Genomic DNA, 13,238 nt, shown 5'->3' with positions numbered 1-13,238 from the left:
GGGGTCCTCACAGGGAGAACAGGCCGGCGACGAGGGCGCCGAGCGTGATGACGAAGGCGGCCGTAACGAGCACGGGCGAGAGGGCGCGGCGGTCGACGGCGAGGATGCCGAGGGCGGCGCCGAGCATGAGGAGCAGGCAGGTGGTGAGCGCGAGGGCTTCCATCAGCCGGTGCGGCGCGGGAGCGGGCTCGCTTCCGCGGGCAAGGCAGCGAGGTGCGGTTCGTGCCGCTCGACCTCGGCGCGGAGGGTGCCGCGGATGGTGGAGTCGCCGACGCGGCCGTGTCCGTGGTCGATGAGGGCCTGCCGCATGGTGGCGGTGCCGGGTCGGTAGCCGCCGTCGTACAGGGGGCGGATGGCGTGGCACCGCGGGTCGGCGTAGACCAGGGGCTCGCGCTGCTCCTCGACGGGCGGCAGCTCGGCGGCGACGGCCGTCGACACCGCCGGGACAGCGGGCGGCGCGACGGGCGGCGGCGGGGCGATGACCTGCTCGACTACGGGCACGCTGGTCTGCGGCGACGGGGCGACGACGGGCGACGCGACGGCCCGTCCGAAGTGGCGGTGGATCTGCTGCATCAGTGCGCCGAACGCGAGCAGCGCGGCGACAGGCGGGACGGCGGCGACGACGTAGTCGAGGGCGGGCGCCTGGCCGCCGACGCCGGCGACGTTGAGGCCGATCGAGCCTGCTGCGCCGAGGGTGGTGAGGGCGATGGCCCACGGGTCGACGGTGCGCAGCCACGACGCGCGGAGGATCAGCAGCTCGCCTGCGAGGTAGAACAGGTCGAGGACGGCGGGCCAGGCCCATGCGCGAGCGGGGTCGGTGTGGAGGCCGTGTGCGGCAGCGACGTCGTGCAGGTGGTAGTAGCTCAGCCAGAACGCGATGCCGGTGATGCCGGTGATGATGATGGCGGCGCCGATGGCGAGGCCGATCGCGCGGGGGTTGCCTGGCGTGGTCGGGGCGTGGGTACGCTGCTCCGTAGCCATGGAGGTCACTCTCCGGTGGTCAGAGCCCCGTTTCGGTGTTAGCGCACCTGCGGGGCTCGTTTAGTTGTGGGGCGTCTGACGGGCGTCGGGCCCGTCGTGACGCGGCGAGGGGTACCCCTCGCTTCCGAAGGGTACCCCTCGGAGGTCGGGTCATGCACGCCTACTGTCCGGGCGGGAGGTACGGATCATGGCGAACGAGGTCGAGGCGGTGCGTGCCGCGCTGCGGGCGCTGGAGGGCATCAGCGATCCGATGGACCGGGCGAAGGCAACGACGGAGCTGCTCCGTGAGTGGCCGGAGCTGCATCGGGAGTTGCGCGAGGTGCGGCAGCAGGCGGTGATCTCGGCTCATGCGCAGGGCCGTACGTTCGACGAGATCGGGCCGGAGCTGGGGATGTCCGGGGATAGGGCCGGGCAGGTCGCGCGAGGTAAATAGCTACGCTGTGTAGTGGTTCTGGCGGATCATGCAGAGAAAGTTTCTGCTAGGCGTAACTATCTCTGCGCGCGCGACTCGACGCCTGTCGCTGAACGTGACGACGCCCCGTCGCCCGGGTGGGTGACGGGGCGTCGGCCTGCGTTGTCAGCGGGATGTGCCGCGGATCGGGCGCATCACCCAGGCGTACGCCTCGGCGAGATCCTTGATCGCTGCGGCCGAGCCGACGGAGGCCGGCTGCTTCTTGATCTCCTCGGCCTGCTCCTTGATGACCTCAAGCAGGGCGGCGACGGTGTCGGAGGACAGACTGTTGTCGGACATGGTGCTCCGTTGCTGGTCGTGGTGGTGTGAATAGGGATGCATGGGACTGGCTGTGCGGTTCCGGGCCGGTGACTGCCGTTGGCTCGTCAGGTGCCAGCCGTGACACAACGGGCAGTGGTACGCCCGGCATTCGCGGCGGCGGGGGTCGGTGCGGTCCATCACGGCGAGCACGAGCTGCGCTGCGATGCGGTCGCGGTAGCGCCACTTGCGGGTTGGGCAGTGCGCGCCGGCCGCCATGATCAGGGCTCCTGCGGTGGCGGGTTGGGCGTGGGGCTGGGCGTGGGCCGGGTGGCTTGGCGGTAGGCGTCGTGTCCGGCGAGGAACGCGAGAGCGCTGATGGCGGCGATGGTGGCGCCTGCGATGACGACGATGGTGAGGGCGGCGAGGAGGGCTCTACGCACGGTCGTGCTCCTCGGGGACGGGCGTCGGCGACGGGACGTCGGGCACGTCGCACGCGTTGCAGTGGGCACACTCGCCCATGTCCGGGTTGCAGCCACAGCGGCGGCAGCGGCAGACCGGGCCGTCGAGGGCGGCGCCGATGACCGGCATGATCGCGTCGGCCAGGTCGCCCCGCCTCATGTCCTGCCGATAGTCAGCTCGTTCGAGGGCCTCAGCGATCGGGTCGCGCAGCCCGCGCACGCGGCGGAGCTGCGCCTCGGCGTAGTGCAGCTTGGATCGGAGGTCGAGCTGCTCGTCGACGGTCTCGCGGATGTAGGTCTCGTCGTCGGGGTCGAGGGCGCGGCGGATGCGGTCGAGTTCAGCGGCGAGCTGGTCGCGGACGGCGAGGGTGTCCTCGATGCCGCGGAGCAGCATGATGGGCTCGTCGCCGATCAGTCGGCCGCGTGCTGCTCGGTCGGCGAGGGCGCGGAGCAGCTTGTCGTCGGGCGTCGTCTGCTGCTCCGACGGGGCGTCGGTGGGCTGTCGGCAGATGTTCCAGTCGCAGGGCGTGCGGGGTTCGGTGTGCCAGCACTGGACGGGCGGGTCGTCGTCGGCGACGGGCGTCGGGGTGAGGGCGTAGTCCGTCTGGTCGGCCGTCGCGGCGTCGGTGACGGCCGTCGTGAGGGCGTCGGCGATGCTGCGGAGCTGCGTCGTCATGGCGTCGGCGGAGCGGAGGACGGCGCGGGTCTTGGGGTCGAGGGATGCGGGCATGGGGGCCTCCGGGTGGTGGGGCCCGGCCGCCGGGTGACGGCCGGGCCGTGACGGTCAGAGCTGCGCGATCACGCGGGCGGCGGCGGAGTCGGAGGCGTGGCCGTTCTCCCCGGCCCAGTCGGCGACGTCGAGGGGCCAGCGCTTGTCCTGGTAGCCGATGACGACCACGGCGCCTTCCTGACGGACGGTGTGGACGGTGTCGCCGGGGCGGGTGCCTTCCGTGACGACGGCGGCGGCGTCTGCGGGGCTGAGGCAGGTGAGGCGGGTCTCGGGCATGGCGGTTCCGTTCGGTGGTTGGGTCAGGCGTGGCGGACGCAGGAGCAGCGGGGCGGGCAGCTCCACCGGACGTGCCGGTTGCGGTGCGTGCCCCACCGGTGTCGTCCTCGGCCGCAGGCGATGTCGTGCAGGATCCCGTCCGGAGTGGTCACCTCGGCCCTGGACCAGCAGGAGGTGGAGGTGCGCGGGTCGGAGATGAAGGGGTGCTCGCGGTCGAGATGGGCGTCGAACTGGCTGGCGGGGATTCGCGGTCGGTCGGGACACCAGATGCAGATGTCGACGGGCTCGGGCATGGCGGTGTCCGTTCAGTCGATGTAGGCGGCGGCCGCGATGACCGCGGCGATGGCGAGGGCGACGACGAGCCAGCCGCGGACGGCGCGCCAGTGGTCGCGGATCACGCAGGCCGCGACGACGAGGAGCACCGCGGCGGTGGGGAGGCCAGCAGCGAGGGCGCCGACGAGGACCATGTGGGCCTGGCTCATGCGGCACGCCCCGACGGCGCAGCGGCGGAGGCAGGCGGGGGCGCCGGGTCGTCGGCCGGCGGGACGACCGTCAGGCCGCTCTGCTTCCGCTTGTCCGCGGCGCGGCGCTCTGCGGCCTGCACCCGCAGCGCGGCACGGCACGGGTCGCACGTCGGTTCGTTGAGCCTGCGGTGCGTGTGGTAGCCCGTGACGGATCCGCCGGCAGGGAGCGCGTGTTCCCGCTCCAGGGCGGCGCGGCGCTCCGTCTCGACGTTCGCGTCCCACGCTGCCTGACAGCGGCGGCACGGGGTCTCGCCGAACTTCCGGTGCGCCCGGTACGCCTTGACGCTGCCGCACTCGCGGCGCAGCCGGTCCTCGTCGTCAAGCTCCAGCTCCTCGACGGGCTCGGCCGGGACCTGGAGGACGCCGCCGCGGCGACGCAGCCCTCGGCGTTCGGCGCGGGTCTGTCCGCCCCACACGCCGAGTTCGTCGGCGTCGGTGGCGTGGGCGTGGCAGGCGACGAGGAGGGGGCAGCCTCGGCAGATCTTCACGGCGCGGATGCGGTCGGCGTCGTCGAGGCTGAAGAACAGATCCGGTTCCTGGCTGCACGGGACGGGGCCGGTCGCCTGGTCGAGGAAGTCGGGTGTGAGGTTCATGGGTGGTCAGTCCTCCTCGGGGGCGTTGGTGGTCTGGGCGTTGGCCGGTTGGGGGCACATGACGTGGGTGTCGTAGCCGCGGTTGACGCGGTCGGGGTTGGTGATGGGGTAGCCGCAGAGGGTGCATGACGGGGGGTCGTCACCGTCGTTTGTGGGGTCTGTGGGTTCCCGCTTCCCCACCCCTTCCCCCTCCTTAGAGGGGGGGGAAGGGGGGGAAGGTGCGTTCCCCGGGGGTTCCCCGGGGGTTCCCGGGGAATGTTTGACCTGGGGTTTTGTGCTTCCCGTGAAGATCGCGGGGGATTCCCCCGGGGAACCTGCTGGATCAAGATCGCGGGGAACATCTGGGGGAAGGTCATTCCGGACATTCCGGGGCTGCTCGTGTCCGGGTTCGTCCATGAACATCGGGACTGTCCCGCTATGGGTGTCCGGTGTGTCATTCCCCGTCCCGGTTTGGGTGCGGGCCTTGCGGAGTCGGACGGCCTCCTCGATCAGGGCCTTCCGCGCGGGGACCTGGAGTTCGGCGAGGGTCTTGCGGGCGGCCGGGTTGCCCGCGTCGTTCGGGAGGCCGGCCGCGTCGAGCCTGCCGATGACGTACTCGACGGTGCCGGGGGTGTCCTGGCGCTGCTCGTACTCGAAGGTGACCAGGGTGTGCCGGGTCGCGCCGGGCACCCAGTGGTCTCCGTGGCGGCGGGACTCGCGGCGGATGGGGAACGCGTCGGGGCCGATGCCGGTGCGGGTGTGGGTGCGCTTCAGGCCGAGGATGCCGCCGCCCTGCGCGGACAGCTCCCACACGTGGTCGACGTCCTGCGTCTTGGCCGAGGAGCCTCGGCCGCCGCGGTCCTTGTCCTTCCCGAAGTGGTCGAGGCGGACGGAGCCGATGCCGTCGCGCTTCAGGAGCATCAGGGTGTGGCGGTACACGTTGAGCCAGGTGTCGGCGTCGTTCTCGGGCCCGGCGATGAAGCGGGAGATGGTGTCGAGGAACACCAGTTGGGCGTCCGCGCGCTTGGTGAGGGCGAGGAGATCCTGTCCGCCGCCGGGGGTGTCCAGCGGCCGGATACGGGGGAACGAGGCGTACTTGAGGCGGCCCATGCCGTGCGGGGTCGCCCCGAAGGAGATGAGGCGCTCCTGGATCTGCTCGTGCCCGTTCTCCGCGTCGGCGTACAGCACGGTGATGGGGTCCTGCGGCTTGTCGCCGAGGAAGCTCTGCCCGGTGGCCATGCGCCAGGCCCACTCCAGGGAGAACAGGGACTTGCCGGCCTTACCGTCGCCGACGAGCGCGATCTGCTGGCCGGGTGCCATGAGCCGGCCGGGCAGCAGCTCGACGTCGCCGAAGTCGGTGGCGAAGAACTCGGGCCAGTTGAGGAACGCTGCTTCGAGGTGGCGGGCGCCGGCGGTGGTGCGGGTGGCGCCGTCGAGGGCGTCGCGGGCCGCGGCTGCGGTGTCGGCGAGGTCGCCGTCGCCGGTGCGGATGCGGTGGGCGGCCTGCTCGATCTCGACGAGGATGCGGCGGCGTTGGGCGGCCTCGTGGACGATGCGGGCGTGGTCGGGGGCGAGGCTGGTGACCTGCGCGGCGGAGATCAGGATGTTGAAGTAGGAGGCGCCGCCGACGCGGTCGAGCTGGCCTTCCTTGCGGAGTCGTTCGGCGAGGGTGATCGGGTCGAGGATCTGGCCGACGGCGTAGGCGCTGGCGATGGTGCGGAAGATCGTGCCGTGTGCGATGCGGTAGAAGTCCTCCGCGTCGACGGTCTCGATGACGTCCTCGACGACGCGGGGGTCGAGGAGCATGGCGCCGAGGAGCGACTGTTCGGCGGCGACGTCCGCGGGCGGGAGGCGCTCGACGGTGGCATGGTCGTCCGCCTGCTGCGGTGCGGGGTGGCGGATGACGTTGTCCACGGTGCTCCTAGCGGGTCAGAAGAGGGTGGTGGGGGCTGCGGGTGGGCAGCGGTGGCAGGCGACGACGTGGTGGGTGCAGTGGGGGCTGTGGGCTGGGTGCCTCCAGCGGAGTTCGGGGGGCCGCCATCGGCCGGTGATGAGGCACCAGGTGAGGCGGTTGGGGTCGGTGCGGACCTGGGTTTCCTGCTCGGGGGTGAGCGGGGTGGGGTCTGCGGTGACGGTGAGGGCTGCGATGCGGCCGACGAGTTGGCGGAGGACCGGGGCCCCGCAGGACGGGCACCGGGAGTCGGCGGCGCCCGTCCCGCGGGGTTCCCGGGTCATCAGGCAGGGGTGCCGTTGATGACGGGCTCGGTGATGGAGTCGCTCACCTGCTTGACGACGTCCTGGAACGCGGCGGCGAGGCGGTCCTCGGGCTGCTCCAACTTGAAGCCGAGGCGCAGCCCGTCACGCCCGATGCGGTACTTCAGGCGGGCCTGGATCCGGTAGCGCTCGGCGCCCTCGAAGGGCATGACGGCGATCTGGAAGACCTCGGGGATGGTCAGCTCACCGTTGCCGCCGGCCTTGGCCGTGGTGTCCTCGGTGTAGACGAGTTTGCGCTCGCCGGACTGGAGGCGGGACGAGGACTGGAACGAGGCGCTGGTGGTCGCCTGGATGGACTGGGCGATCTCCAGCATCGTCGCGGAGTCCGGGGCGACGAGGTCGGGCAGGTGGTCCTCGAGGAACGAGGCGAACCGGTCCTGGTCGACGAGCTGCCCGTCGAGAGCCAGCCACTCGCGCCAGGGCTTGGTTTGGCGCAGCGAGAGGATGAGTCGGTGCTGCTGCCAGGCGGCGGCGTCGTCGGAGTGGGCGTCGAGGACGGCGGTGACGCTCAGTTTCTCGACGTCCGAGTACACCTCGGAGGAGTCGTCGTGGTGCTTGTCGTAGTAGGCGAGGAAGCTGCCGGCGTCGCGGACGGTGGTGGTGCCGACCTTGCGCGACGGGGTGTCGAGGTACTGGTCGCCGGTCAGGTCGATGGTGCGGACGTCGCCGGTCGCGGTGGCGACGAGGTAGATCTCGCCGGGCTCGACCTTGGTGGGTTCGGCGGCGCGGTGGGCGGTGTCGATGATGGCCTGCACGCCGTCGCCTGCGGTGGAGCTGATCGGCTGGAGGTCGGTGTAGTTGGGCACGTCAGATGTCCTTGATCTCGGTGGTGGTGGGGACGTCGCGGATGTCGAAGGACATCTGCCGGGGGTCGTTGCGGGTGGCGTTGCCGTCGCGGTCGACGAAGTAGATGGCCGGCGGGGCGACTGCCTTCGGGGCCTTGAGGGCGCTCTCGACAGCGATGGCCAGCGGGCCGCCGTCGACGTGGCCCTTGGGGGGCTCGACGGCGATGGTGATGGTGAGGGAGCCCTTGCGGCCGTGTTCGGCGACGGCGGCGAGGAGGTCGTGCATCTCGGCGCTGATCTGCTCGTGGGATCGGCCGCCGAGGTGGCCGACGAGGAACGCGGCGAACTCGGCGATCTCTCCGGTGCGGTTGGTGGTGTCGGTCATGCGGTCGTGCCTTTCTTCAGGGCCGGGCAGGCTGCCCGGTGGTCGGCGATGGGGTTGGAGCGGATGTAGTCGGTGACTCGCTGGCGGCCGGTGACGCGGGTGTGGTGGCCGCAGCGGGTGCAGAGGTGGTCGGCGATGGGGGTCTGTCCGTGGTCGGTGCGGCGGACGGTGAGTCCGCCGATCCACGGGCCGGTCACCTGGCCGGTCCGAGGTCGGGCCACTGGCATCCGCCGAGCGCCGCGCGGTGGCCCTCGGGGACCTCGGTCAGCGGCTGGCCGAGCCAGTCGAGACCCATCGCGCGGAGGACCAGGGCGTCGGCCTCGTCGTCGGTCGCGCACACCGCTCCGTACCGGCGCTGCGCGGCGTCGAGGACGGCCGCCTTCCGGGCGTTGCCCTTGCCGGTCGCGTACTTGGCGCGGGACATGGGCGGGATGACGGCGACGGGGATCTCCCGTGCGACGAGGGCGTCGACGACGAGCCACCACAGTCCGCCGCGGTCCCACACGGAGCCGCCGACGGAGTGGTGCGAGGGGCCCTCGATGCACGCCAGGTCGACGGTGCCGACCTCGGTGACGACGGTGTCGGCGATGTGCCGTAGTCGGGTGCGGCGTTCGACGAGGGTGTCGCGGCGGCGGCCGGTGGTGGGGATGGCGATGGTGCCGCCGAGGGTGGCGACGCCGGTCGAGGTGAGGCTGATGTCGAGGCCGGCGACTCGGTAGGTGGTGCCCGCCGTCGGGCGGGGGGACAGCCCGGCGGCGGGGGTCTGGATGTCGAACAGGGTGGTCACTTGCGGGTGCCCTTCGCGTGGGCCCGGCGCCGGGGCGTCGGGATGTAGCGGGCGGTGATGGGCAGGGCGCCGACGCTGATGAGCAGCACGAGTCCGGCGACGAGGAGGGGGAGGTTCACGGCCGGTCCCCCGGCTTCGCGTCGATGCGGGACAGCGCCAACTCCAGGTGCTGGCCGAAGCCGTGGATCGCGAGCACCTCGGCCAGGTGGTCCGCGGTGGCCTGCGCGTCGGCCTTGTCGCCGAGCGCGCGGCCCGCGGTGATCTGCACGGCGAGGATCTGCATGAGGCGGGATTCGCGCTGCGCGCTGCGGGCCAGGTTCCGTGCTGTGATCTCGCGGAGCTTGCGGGCGTCGTCGCGCTGCTGGCGCATGGCGTCGACTTCACGGCGGTGTCGGGCCTCACGGCGCTTGCTACCGAACATCGCTGGCCTCCTTGAAGGGGATCAGCGGCCACTCGGTGCGCACGCCGTCGGCCTGGTGCTCCTTGCCGGGGGTGCGGCGGAAGTAGTCGGCCAGGCCCTCGGCCTGCTCGCGGGCCCAACCGATCTGCTGGTCGTGCAGCTCGTCGAGGAGGGCGCGGCCGACCTCGGGGTACCGGGACGCGATCCGCCAGGCCACGCGGCACGCGGCGATGGCGTCAGCGTCCGCGGAGTGCGCGCCGTCGAGGGGCACGTCGTAGTGCCTGCACAGATCCGTGAGAGTGCGGCCGCCGCGGCGGTACCGGTCGACGCGCTTGTCGAGGACGCGCGGGTCGACCACCCGCAGCTCGTCGCCGACGACGTCCGACAGCGGGGCGATGCCGTGCCGGCGGGCCTCGCGGTCGAGCATGGTGAGATCGAATGAGGCGTTCATCGCGACGACGGGGATGCCGTGCGTGACGACCTGCACCAGCCCGGACACGAGGTCTTGCACGACGCTGGCCGCGGGGTGCCCCTCGGCGCGGGCCTGCTCGGTGGTGATGCCGTGGACCTTGGCGGCCTCCTCGGGGATGTCGATCCCCGGGTCGGCGAGCCAGGTGTCCGAGGCGGTCGGGTGGTTGCCGCCGACCTGGACGATGCAGGCTGTGACGATGCGGTCGGTCTCGACGTCGATGCCGGTGGTCTCCAGGTCGAAGCCGCACATGCGGCCGAGGTACCAGCTCATGAGCCACCCCCGGCGGCGCGCTCCTTGCCGATACGGACGACCATGTCGCCGACGGCTTCCTCGTTGCCGACCTCGTTCGTGACGAGCGCACCGAGCTGCTGCGACTGCTTCAGCTCGTGGTGGATCTGTCGAAGTCGGCCGGTACTGGTCTGCGGGTCGGTGATCTCGTCGAGGTAGCTGACGGCGGACCGCACGTTGGCCTCGCCGCGGTCGATGGTGGAGCTGCCCGGGTCGGGATCGCCGGTCGGCACGAGGCCACCGTTGAGGAGCAGTACGCGCAGTGCGACGGACTGCGCCTTGGCGGTTCCCTTGTCGCCGGAGTCGAGGGCCTCGCCCTGCGATTGGGCGACGATGACGTCACCGCAGGGGCCGATGATGTGCCACGTCACGCTGACGGTGCACTCGCGGGTGGCCTTGCCCTTGGCGGTCTTGGTGTCGCGGTAGGTGGCGTCGACCTGGCGTGGGATGACGTTGACGCCGTGCCGGAGGGTGACCGGGGCGAAGGCCGTGACGGTGGCGTCGACGCCGCGGAAGTTGTAGCGCGAGTACCCGTCGTTGTACTCCTCGCCCTTTTCGATACTGCGGATGTCCTTGCGGACGCGGAGCCAGGCGAGGTGCACGGGCACCATGGGCGGGTCGTCGGGCCCCGGCTCGTAGGCGGACAGGTCGGGCGCCGGGGTGTTCACGGTCGGCGGTTCGTAGGCCGGTGCGGCCTCGGCCGGGGCGGTGCTGTCGGGGCGGCCGGCGGCGGCTGCCGCACGATCGGCAAGGGTCGTCACGAGGTGAACTCCTCACGGACGTTGCGGGGGATGTTGAGGCGGCGGGACACCCGGTCCTCGACGCACGCCTCGTAGGCCTCGGGGAACTTCTCGCGGAGCCGCTCGCGGTCGACGTACTCGCGGGACTCCTCGTCGTAGGAGTAGGCCGGGCGGTCCTGGTAGAACGCGGCCTGCTTGCCGCCCAGGTGGCCGATGAGCTTGGCCTTCGCCTTCTCCTTGGCCTTCTTCGCGGTGGACTCGGCGGCGGCCTGCTCGATGTACTCGGTGAGGTCGTCCTGCGCGTCGCCGTCGCGGTCGATCTCGACATAGCCGGACCGCTCCGGGTGGAGCTGGGCGTACAGGTCGAGGAGCGGGCCGGGCTCCTCCTCGCCCGTCAGCAGCGGCGGGCGGCGGGCGACGATCTGCTGCCACGCCTGCTCGCCGGCGGCCCGCAGGTTGGCGACGATGTCGGCGTGGTCGGCGACGCGGACGACGAACTGCCGGTAGTCGTTGCCGCCGATGAGGCACGCGACGTGGATGTGGTCGAAGCCGCAGACGTCTGCCTGCCAGAGCGTCTGGGCGAGGACGTCGTCCGGGGTGCCCTTGCGCCACTGGCCGGCCTTCATCTTGTCGCGGCATTTGACCTCGACGGCGCAGCGTTCCTTGGTGTCCTGGGAGATGGGGCAGGCCAGGACTCGGCGGTCGAGGGTGCACATCTGCCAGGGCCGTTCGATGTTGGCGACGAGGCCGACGCGGCGGACGTGGGAGCGGTTGCGGCGTGCCCATTCGCGGGCGACGGTCTCCTCGTTGAGGCGTCCCCACAGGGCGGGTTCGGTGTCGTCGCTCTCCAGGGGGAGTCCGCCGGTCTTGTCGTGCCAGACGGTGAGGGCGTTCCCGAAGCGGGAGATGCCGAGGATCGCGGCGATGTCGCTGGAGCCGAGTCCTTGGCGGCGGGCGGTGAGCCAGTCGGCGCGGTCGGCGTCGGCGGGGAGGATGAGGCGGCCGGTCGGTGTGACGCGGCGGCCGGGGGCCGGGGCGGTGGCCCCGGCCTCGGTCGTAGTCGTCACAGGGCGCTCCGTCCCTGCTGCGCCGGGACTCCGGTGAGCAGCGGGCGGCGGGCGGCGCCGTCCTCCATGGCGGTGGCCCACACGATGTCGTCGTTGCGGGGCGCCTCCTCGGACAGCTCGAAGCAGTCGTCCGAGTGCTGGCCGGGCGGCAGGTCGGGACAGCCGTTGCCGTCGCAGTAGATGGGTCGCATCAGTTGCTCCCGTGGTTGTCGTCGTTCCAGCGGCAGCGGTCGGAGCAGTAGGCGATCCGACCGGTGGGGATGCGGCGCCCGCAGTGGCAGGGCGCGGTGGTGGTCGTCGTCTGGCGCGGTCCGGTGGCGGCGAGCTGCTGGTCGTCGCGGTCGGCGAGGAGGTCGACCAGGCCGAGGAGGATCCACGCGGCGACGCCGTAGCCGAGGACGTAGAGGAGGGTCACGGTCGTCACTCGTCGGCCTCCTCGTCGTACTCGGAGGCGACCGGGACCGGGGTCACGACGTAGCCCGTGGGGCGCTCGGGCATGCTGCGCGGGGAGAGCGTCGCCCAGAGTTCGGTGCTGCCGTCCTCGTCGTCGTGCCAGGCGAACACGGCGTTGTGGAGGTCGGAGTTGTCGGCCGAGGCCAGGCAGTGCTGCTCAGCGGCGTCGCGGGTGGTGTAGAGGCCCATGACGATGGCGTCGTGGGAGGCCCGGTAGACGGTCAGTTCGTCGGGCTGGGTGATCTCGCCCCCGGTTGGGGTGACCTTCCCGGCCTCGTCTGCCAGCCGCTCGGACACCTCGCGGTGCCCCCACGCCATCGCGGCCTCGAACCGCTGCTGCGGGTCCTCAGTGGTCTCGAACGAGTAGTACGAGAGCGCAGCCGAAGCCAGCTCCGACAGGACGTCGCTGACCTCTTCAGTCATCTGCGACCACCACGGCGGCAGGACAGCGGCCTCCAGCTCGGCGACCCGCTTGCGCAGCTCGTCGATGACCTTCTGCGCCCGCTCGGCAGCCTCCAGGTTCGAGACCTTCAACCGCTCCGCATGCGCCTTCCGGCCGTCAGCCTCCTTACGCGAACTGCGGGCCATGGCCTGCACATCGCGGAGCAGCGCGGTCCGCCGCTCCAGCGTGCTGCGCAGCGTCTCCAGCTCGGCCGCGGTCTCCGGCGACATCAACAGCCCAGCAGCCTCGACGTCCGCCGCGATCCCAGCCGCGGTCTGCTTCCGCTGCATCGACGCGAGGATCACGCCCGCTGCGGCATTGATGGCGCGGGCGTTCACGCGTCACCGTCCACGTGGATCTCCGGCTTGCCGGACTTCTCGTCGACCATGAGGTCCCACTCACCGTCGATGTTCAGCGACTGGTTGCGGTCCGAGTCGGAGCACTGATGACACAGCGTCGGGGTCTCGGCCTCGGCCGCGGCCTCTTCGAGCTGCTCCTGCGTCGCGTCCTCGGGTGCCTCGAACGTGACCACGCAGGACGCGGTCTGGAGGAGGATGGCGCGGTACCTCACAGGACACCGCCCAGCGGCCGCACCAGCGGGCCGAACCGACGCTCGACCTTGCGCAGCGTCCACGCGTGCGACGGGCCCTCGCCACGGTCCTCGACGTCGATCGGCTCGTCGCACGCGACCAGCGCCTCGCCGTCCGCGCGGACCTCGGTCACACGCCACACGTCGCCGCCCTGGTCCTCGAACCGCTCGCCCACGGCGGGCGGCGGGGGAACGGGGACCGGGATCGACCGGTCCGGGAAGAGAGGGAAGTCGATAGGGTTTGCAGTCAAGGCGGATGCCTCGCTTTCTGAGTCAGTGAGGTGAGCCGTCAGGGGTCGCTCC

Annotated in this window: 26 protein-coding genes; 1 reads left to right on the top strand and 25 read right to left on the bottom strand. The window is 71.6% G+C overall.

Annotated elements, in window-relative coordinates:
* Positions 1–7: 7 nt before the first annotated feature.
* Positions 8–163 (bottom strand): hypothetical protein, encoded by a 156-nt coding sequence (locus tag PV364_RS19860; RefSeq protein ID WP_319661432.1) that lies wholly within the window; start codon positions 161–163, stop codon positions 8–10.
* Complete coding sequence (locus PV364_RS19855) at positions 163–981, bottom strand: DUF2637 domain-containing protein (protein ID WP_319661431.1); 819 nt, start codon at positions 979–981, stop codon at positions 163–165. The genes PV364_RS19860 and PV364_RS19855 overlap by 1 nt, the downstream gene beginning before the upstream one ends.
* A gap of 187 nt (positions 982–1,168) precedes the next feature.
* On the opposite strand from PV364_RS19855, the gene PV364_RS19850 reads away from it, so the two are divergent.
* On the top strand, positions 1,169–1,414 hold the full coding sequence (locus tag PV364_RS19850) for a hypothetical protein (RefSeq protein ID WP_319661430.1): 246 nt from the start codon (positions 1,169–1,171) through the stop codon (positions 1,412–1,414).
* Between the two features lie 144 nt (positions 1,415–1,558).
* Here PV364_RS19850 and PV364_RS19845 read toward each other — a convergent pair whose 3' ends face one another.
* Genes PV364_RS19845 through PV364_RS19735 form a run of 23 tightly spaced genes read right to left on the bottom strand, consistent with a single transcriptional unit; the run spans position 1,559 to position 13,186 of the window.
* Entirely contained in the window at positions 1,559–1,969 is a 411-nt protein-coding gene (locus PV364_RS19845; RefSeq protein ID WP_319661429.1) for a hypothetical protein, read from the bottom strand.
* A 2-nt stretch (positions 1,970–1,971) separates the two neighbouring features.
* Complete coding sequence (locus PV364_RS19840) at positions 1,972–2,133, bottom strand: hypothetical protein (protein ID WP_319661428.1); 162 nt, start codon at positions 2,131–2,133, stop codon at positions 1,972–1,974.
* Complete coding sequence (locus tag PV364_RS19835; protein ID WP_319661427.1) at positions 2,126–2,881, bottom strand: hypothetical protein; 756 nt, start codon at positions 2,879–2,881, stop codon at positions 2,126–2,128. The genes PV364_RS19840 and PV364_RS19835 overlap by 8 nt, the downstream gene beginning before the upstream one ends.
* A 54-nt stretch (positions 2,882–2,935) precedes the next feature.
* A complete protein-coding gene (locus PV364_RS19830; RefSeq protein ID WP_319661426.1) occupies positions 2,936–3,157 on the bottom strand; it encodes a hypothetical protein in 222 nt (73 codons plus the stop codon).
* 23 nt (positions 3,158–3,180) lie between these two features.
* On the bottom strand, positions 3,181–3,450 hold the full coding sequence (locus tag PV364_RS19825) for a hypothetical protein (protein WP_319661425.1): 270 nt from the start codon (positions 3,448–3,450) through the stop codon (positions 3,181–3,183).
* A 12-nt stretch (positions 3,451–3,462) separates the two neighbouring features.
* On the bottom strand, positions 3,463–3,639 hold the full coding sequence (locus tag PV364_RS19820; protein ID WP_319661424.1) for a hypothetical protein: 177 nt from the start codon (positions 3,637–3,639) through the stop codon (positions 3,463–3,465).
* Positions 3,636–4,274 (bottom strand): WhiB family transcriptional regulator, encoded by a 639-nt coding sequence (locus PV364_RS19815; RefSeq protein WP_319661423.1) that lies wholly within the window; start codon positions 4,272–4,274, stop codon positions 3,636–3,638. The genes PV364_RS19820 and PV364_RS19815 overlap by 4 nt, the downstream gene beginning before the upstream one ends.
* Positions 4,275–4,280: 6 nt before the next feature.
* On the bottom strand, positions 4,281–6,167 hold the full coding sequence (locus tag PV364_RS19810) for a DnaB-like helicase N-terminal domain-containing protein (RefSeq protein WP_319661422.1): 1,887 nt from the start codon (positions 6,165–6,167) through the stop codon (positions 4,281–4,283).
* A gap of 15 nt (positions 6,168–6,182) precedes the next feature.
* The gene (locus PV364_RS19805) at positions 6,183–6,488 is read right to left on the bottom strand and encodes a hypothetical protein (protein WP_319661421.1); all 306 of its coding nucleotides are present in this window, start codon (positions 6,486–6,488) and stop codon (positions 6,183–6,185) included.
* Positions 6,488–7,333 (bottom strand): DUF2303 family protein, encoded by an 846-nt coding sequence (locus PV364_RS19800; protein WP_319661420.1) that lies wholly within the window; start codon positions 7,331–7,333, stop codon positions 6,488–6,490. Before PV364_RS19800 ends, PV364_RS19805 begins: the two co-directional genes overlap by 1 nt.
* A gap of 1 nt (position 7,334) precedes the next feature.
* Complete coding sequence (locus PV364_RS19795; RefSeq protein WP_319661419.1) at positions 7,335–7,697, bottom strand: hypothetical protein; 363 nt, start codon at positions 7,695–7,697, stop codon at positions 7,335–7,337.
* Positions 7,694–7,894 (bottom strand): transcription factor WhiB, encoded by a 201-nt coding sequence (locus PV364_RS19790; protein WP_319661418.1) that lies wholly within the window; start codon positions 7,892–7,894, stop codon positions 7,694–7,696. The genes PV364_RS19795 and PV364_RS19790 overlap by 4 nt, the downstream gene beginning before the upstream one ends.
* Positions 7,891–8,484 carry a hypothetical protein gene (locus PV364_RS19785; protein ID WP_319661417.1) on the bottom strand — a complete coding sequence of 198 codons (594 nt, stop codon included), beginning with the start codon at positions 8,482–8,484 and terminating at the stop codon, positions 7,891–7,893. Before PV364_RS19785 ends, PV364_RS19790 begins: the two co-directional genes overlap by 4 nt.
* Positions 8,481–8,603, bottom strand: a complete 123-nt coding sequence (locus PV364_RS19780) for a hypothetical protein (RefSeq protein WP_319661416.1) — start codon at positions 8,601–8,603, stop codon at positions 8,481–8,483. The genes PV364_RS19785 and PV364_RS19780 overlap by 4 nt, the downstream gene beginning before the upstream one ends.
* Positions 8,600–8,905 carry a hypothetical protein gene (locus tag PV364_RS19775; protein WP_319661415.1) on the bottom strand — a complete coding sequence of 102 codons (306 nt, stop codon included), beginning with the start codon at positions 8,903–8,905 and terminating at the stop codon, positions 8,600–8,602. The genes PV364_RS19780 and PV364_RS19775 overlap by 4 nt, the downstream gene beginning before the upstream one ends.
* A complete protein-coding gene (locus PV364_RS19770) occupies positions 8,895–9,626 on the bottom strand; it encodes a 3'-5' exonuclease (protein WP_319661414.1) in 732 nt (243 codons plus the stop codon). Before PV364_RS19770 ends, PV364_RS19775 begins: the two co-directional genes overlap by 11 nt.
* Positions 9,623–10,405 carry an ERF family protein gene (locus tag PV364_RS19765; protein WP_319661413.1) on the bottom strand — a complete coding sequence of 261 codons (783 nt, stop codon included), beginning with the start codon at positions 10,403–10,405 and terminating at the stop codon, positions 9,623–9,625. Before PV364_RS19765 ends, PV364_RS19770 begins: the two co-directional genes overlap by 4 nt.
* Positions 10,402–11,451, bottom strand: coding sequence for a lambda-exonuclease family protein (locus tag PV364_RS19760; protein ID WP_319661412.1), 1,050 nt, complete (start codon positions 11,449–11,451; stop codon positions 10,402–10,404). Before PV364_RS19760 ends, PV364_RS19765 begins: the two co-directional genes overlap by 4 nt.
* Positions 11,448–11,642 carry a hypothetical protein gene (locus PV364_RS19755; protein ID WP_319661411.1) on the bottom strand — a complete coding sequence of 65 codons (195 nt, stop codon included), beginning with the start codon at positions 11,640–11,642 and terminating at the stop codon, positions 11,448–11,450. Before PV364_RS19755 ends, PV364_RS19760 begins: the two co-directional genes overlap by 4 nt.
* Entirely contained in the window at positions 11,642–11,875 is a 234-nt protein-coding gene (locus PV364_RS19750; RefSeq protein WP_319661410.1) for a hypothetical protein, read from the bottom strand. Before PV364_RS19750 ends, PV364_RS19755 begins: the two co-directional genes overlap by 1 nt.
* Complete coding sequence (locus tag PV364_RS19745; RefSeq protein WP_319661409.1) at positions 11,872–12,684, bottom strand: hypothetical protein; 813 nt, start codon at positions 12,682–12,684, stop codon at positions 11,872–11,874. The genes PV364_RS19750 and PV364_RS19745 overlap by 4 nt, the downstream gene beginning before the upstream one ends.
* On the bottom strand, positions 12,681–12,917 hold the full coding sequence (locus tag PV364_RS19740; RefSeq protein ID WP_319661408.1) for a hypothetical protein: 237 nt from the start codon (positions 12,915–12,917) through the stop codon (positions 12,681–12,683). Before PV364_RS19740 ends, PV364_RS19745 begins: the two co-directional genes overlap by 4 nt.
* Entirely contained in the window at positions 12,914–13,186 is a 273-nt protein-coding gene (locus tag PV364_RS19735; protein ID WP_319661407.1) for a hypothetical protein, read from the bottom strand. The genes PV364_RS19740 and PV364_RS19735 overlap by 4 nt, the downstream gene beginning before the upstream one ends.
* Positions 13,187–13,238: the final 52 nt, after the last annotated feature.

The organism is Streptomyces sp. MI02-7b (genome assembly GCF_033793585.1).
Lineage (GTDB): Bacteria > Actinomycetota > Actinomycetes > Streptomycetales > Streptomycetaceae > Actinacidiphila.
This window is presented reverse-complemented; position numbering and strand designations above follow the sequence as displayed.

Coding starts and splice junctions, on each gene's coding strand:
- PV364_RS19860 (WP_319661432.1), bottom strand. CDS start 163: ATGGAAGCCCTCGCGCTCACCACCTGCCTGCTCCTCATGCTCGGCGCC.
- PV364_RS19855 (WP_319661431.1), bottom strand. CDS start 981: ATGGCTACGGAGCAGCGTACCCACGCCCCGACCACGCCAGGCAACCCC.
- PV364_RS19850 (WP_319661430.1), top strand. CDS start 1,169: ATGGCGAACGAGGTCGAGGCGGTGCGTGCCGCGCTGCGGGCGCTGGAG.
- PV364_RS19845 (WP_319661429.1), bottom strand. CDS start 1,969: ATGGCGGCCGGCGCGCACTGCCCAACCCGCAAGTGGCGCTACCGCGAC.
- PV364_RS19835 (WP_319661427.1), bottom strand. CDS start 2,881: ATGCCCGCATCCCTCGACCCCAAGACCCGCGCCGTCCTCCGCTCCGCC.
- PV364_RS19830 (WP_319661426.1), bottom strand. CDS start 3,157: ATGCCCGAGACCCGCCTCACCTGCCTCAGCCCCGCAGACGCCGCCGCC.
- PV364_RS19825 (WP_319661425.1), bottom strand. CDS start 3,450: ATGCCCGAGCCCGTCGACATCTGCATCTGGTGTCCCGACCGACCGCGA.
- PV364_RS19820 (WP_319661424.1), bottom strand. CDS start 3,639: ATGAGCCAGGCCCACATGGTCCTCGTCGGCGCCCTCGCTGCTGGCCTC.
- PV364_RS19815 (WP_319661423.1), bottom strand. CDS start 4,274: ATGAACCTCACACCCGACTTCCTCGACCAGGCGACCGGCCCCGTCCCG.
- PV364_RS19805 (WP_319661421.1), bottom strand. CDS start 6,488: ATGACCCGGGAACCCCGCGGGACGGGCGCCGCCGACTCCCGGTGCCCG.
- PV364_RS19795 (WP_319661419.1), bottom strand. CDS start 7,697: ATGACCGACACCACCAACCGCACCGGAGAGATCGCCGAGTTCGCCGCG.
- PV364_RS19775 (WP_319661415.1), bottom strand. CDS start 8,905: ATGTTCGGTAGCAAGCGCCGTGAGGCCCGACACCGCCGTGAAGTCGAC.
- PV364_RS19770 (WP_319661414.1), bottom strand. CDS start 9,626: ATGAGCTGGTACCTCGGCCGCATGTGCGGCTTCGACCTGGAGACCACC.
- PV364_RS19755 (WP_319661411.1), bottom strand. CDS start 11,642: ATGCGACCCATCTACTGCGACGGCAACGGCTGTCCCGACCTGCCGCCC.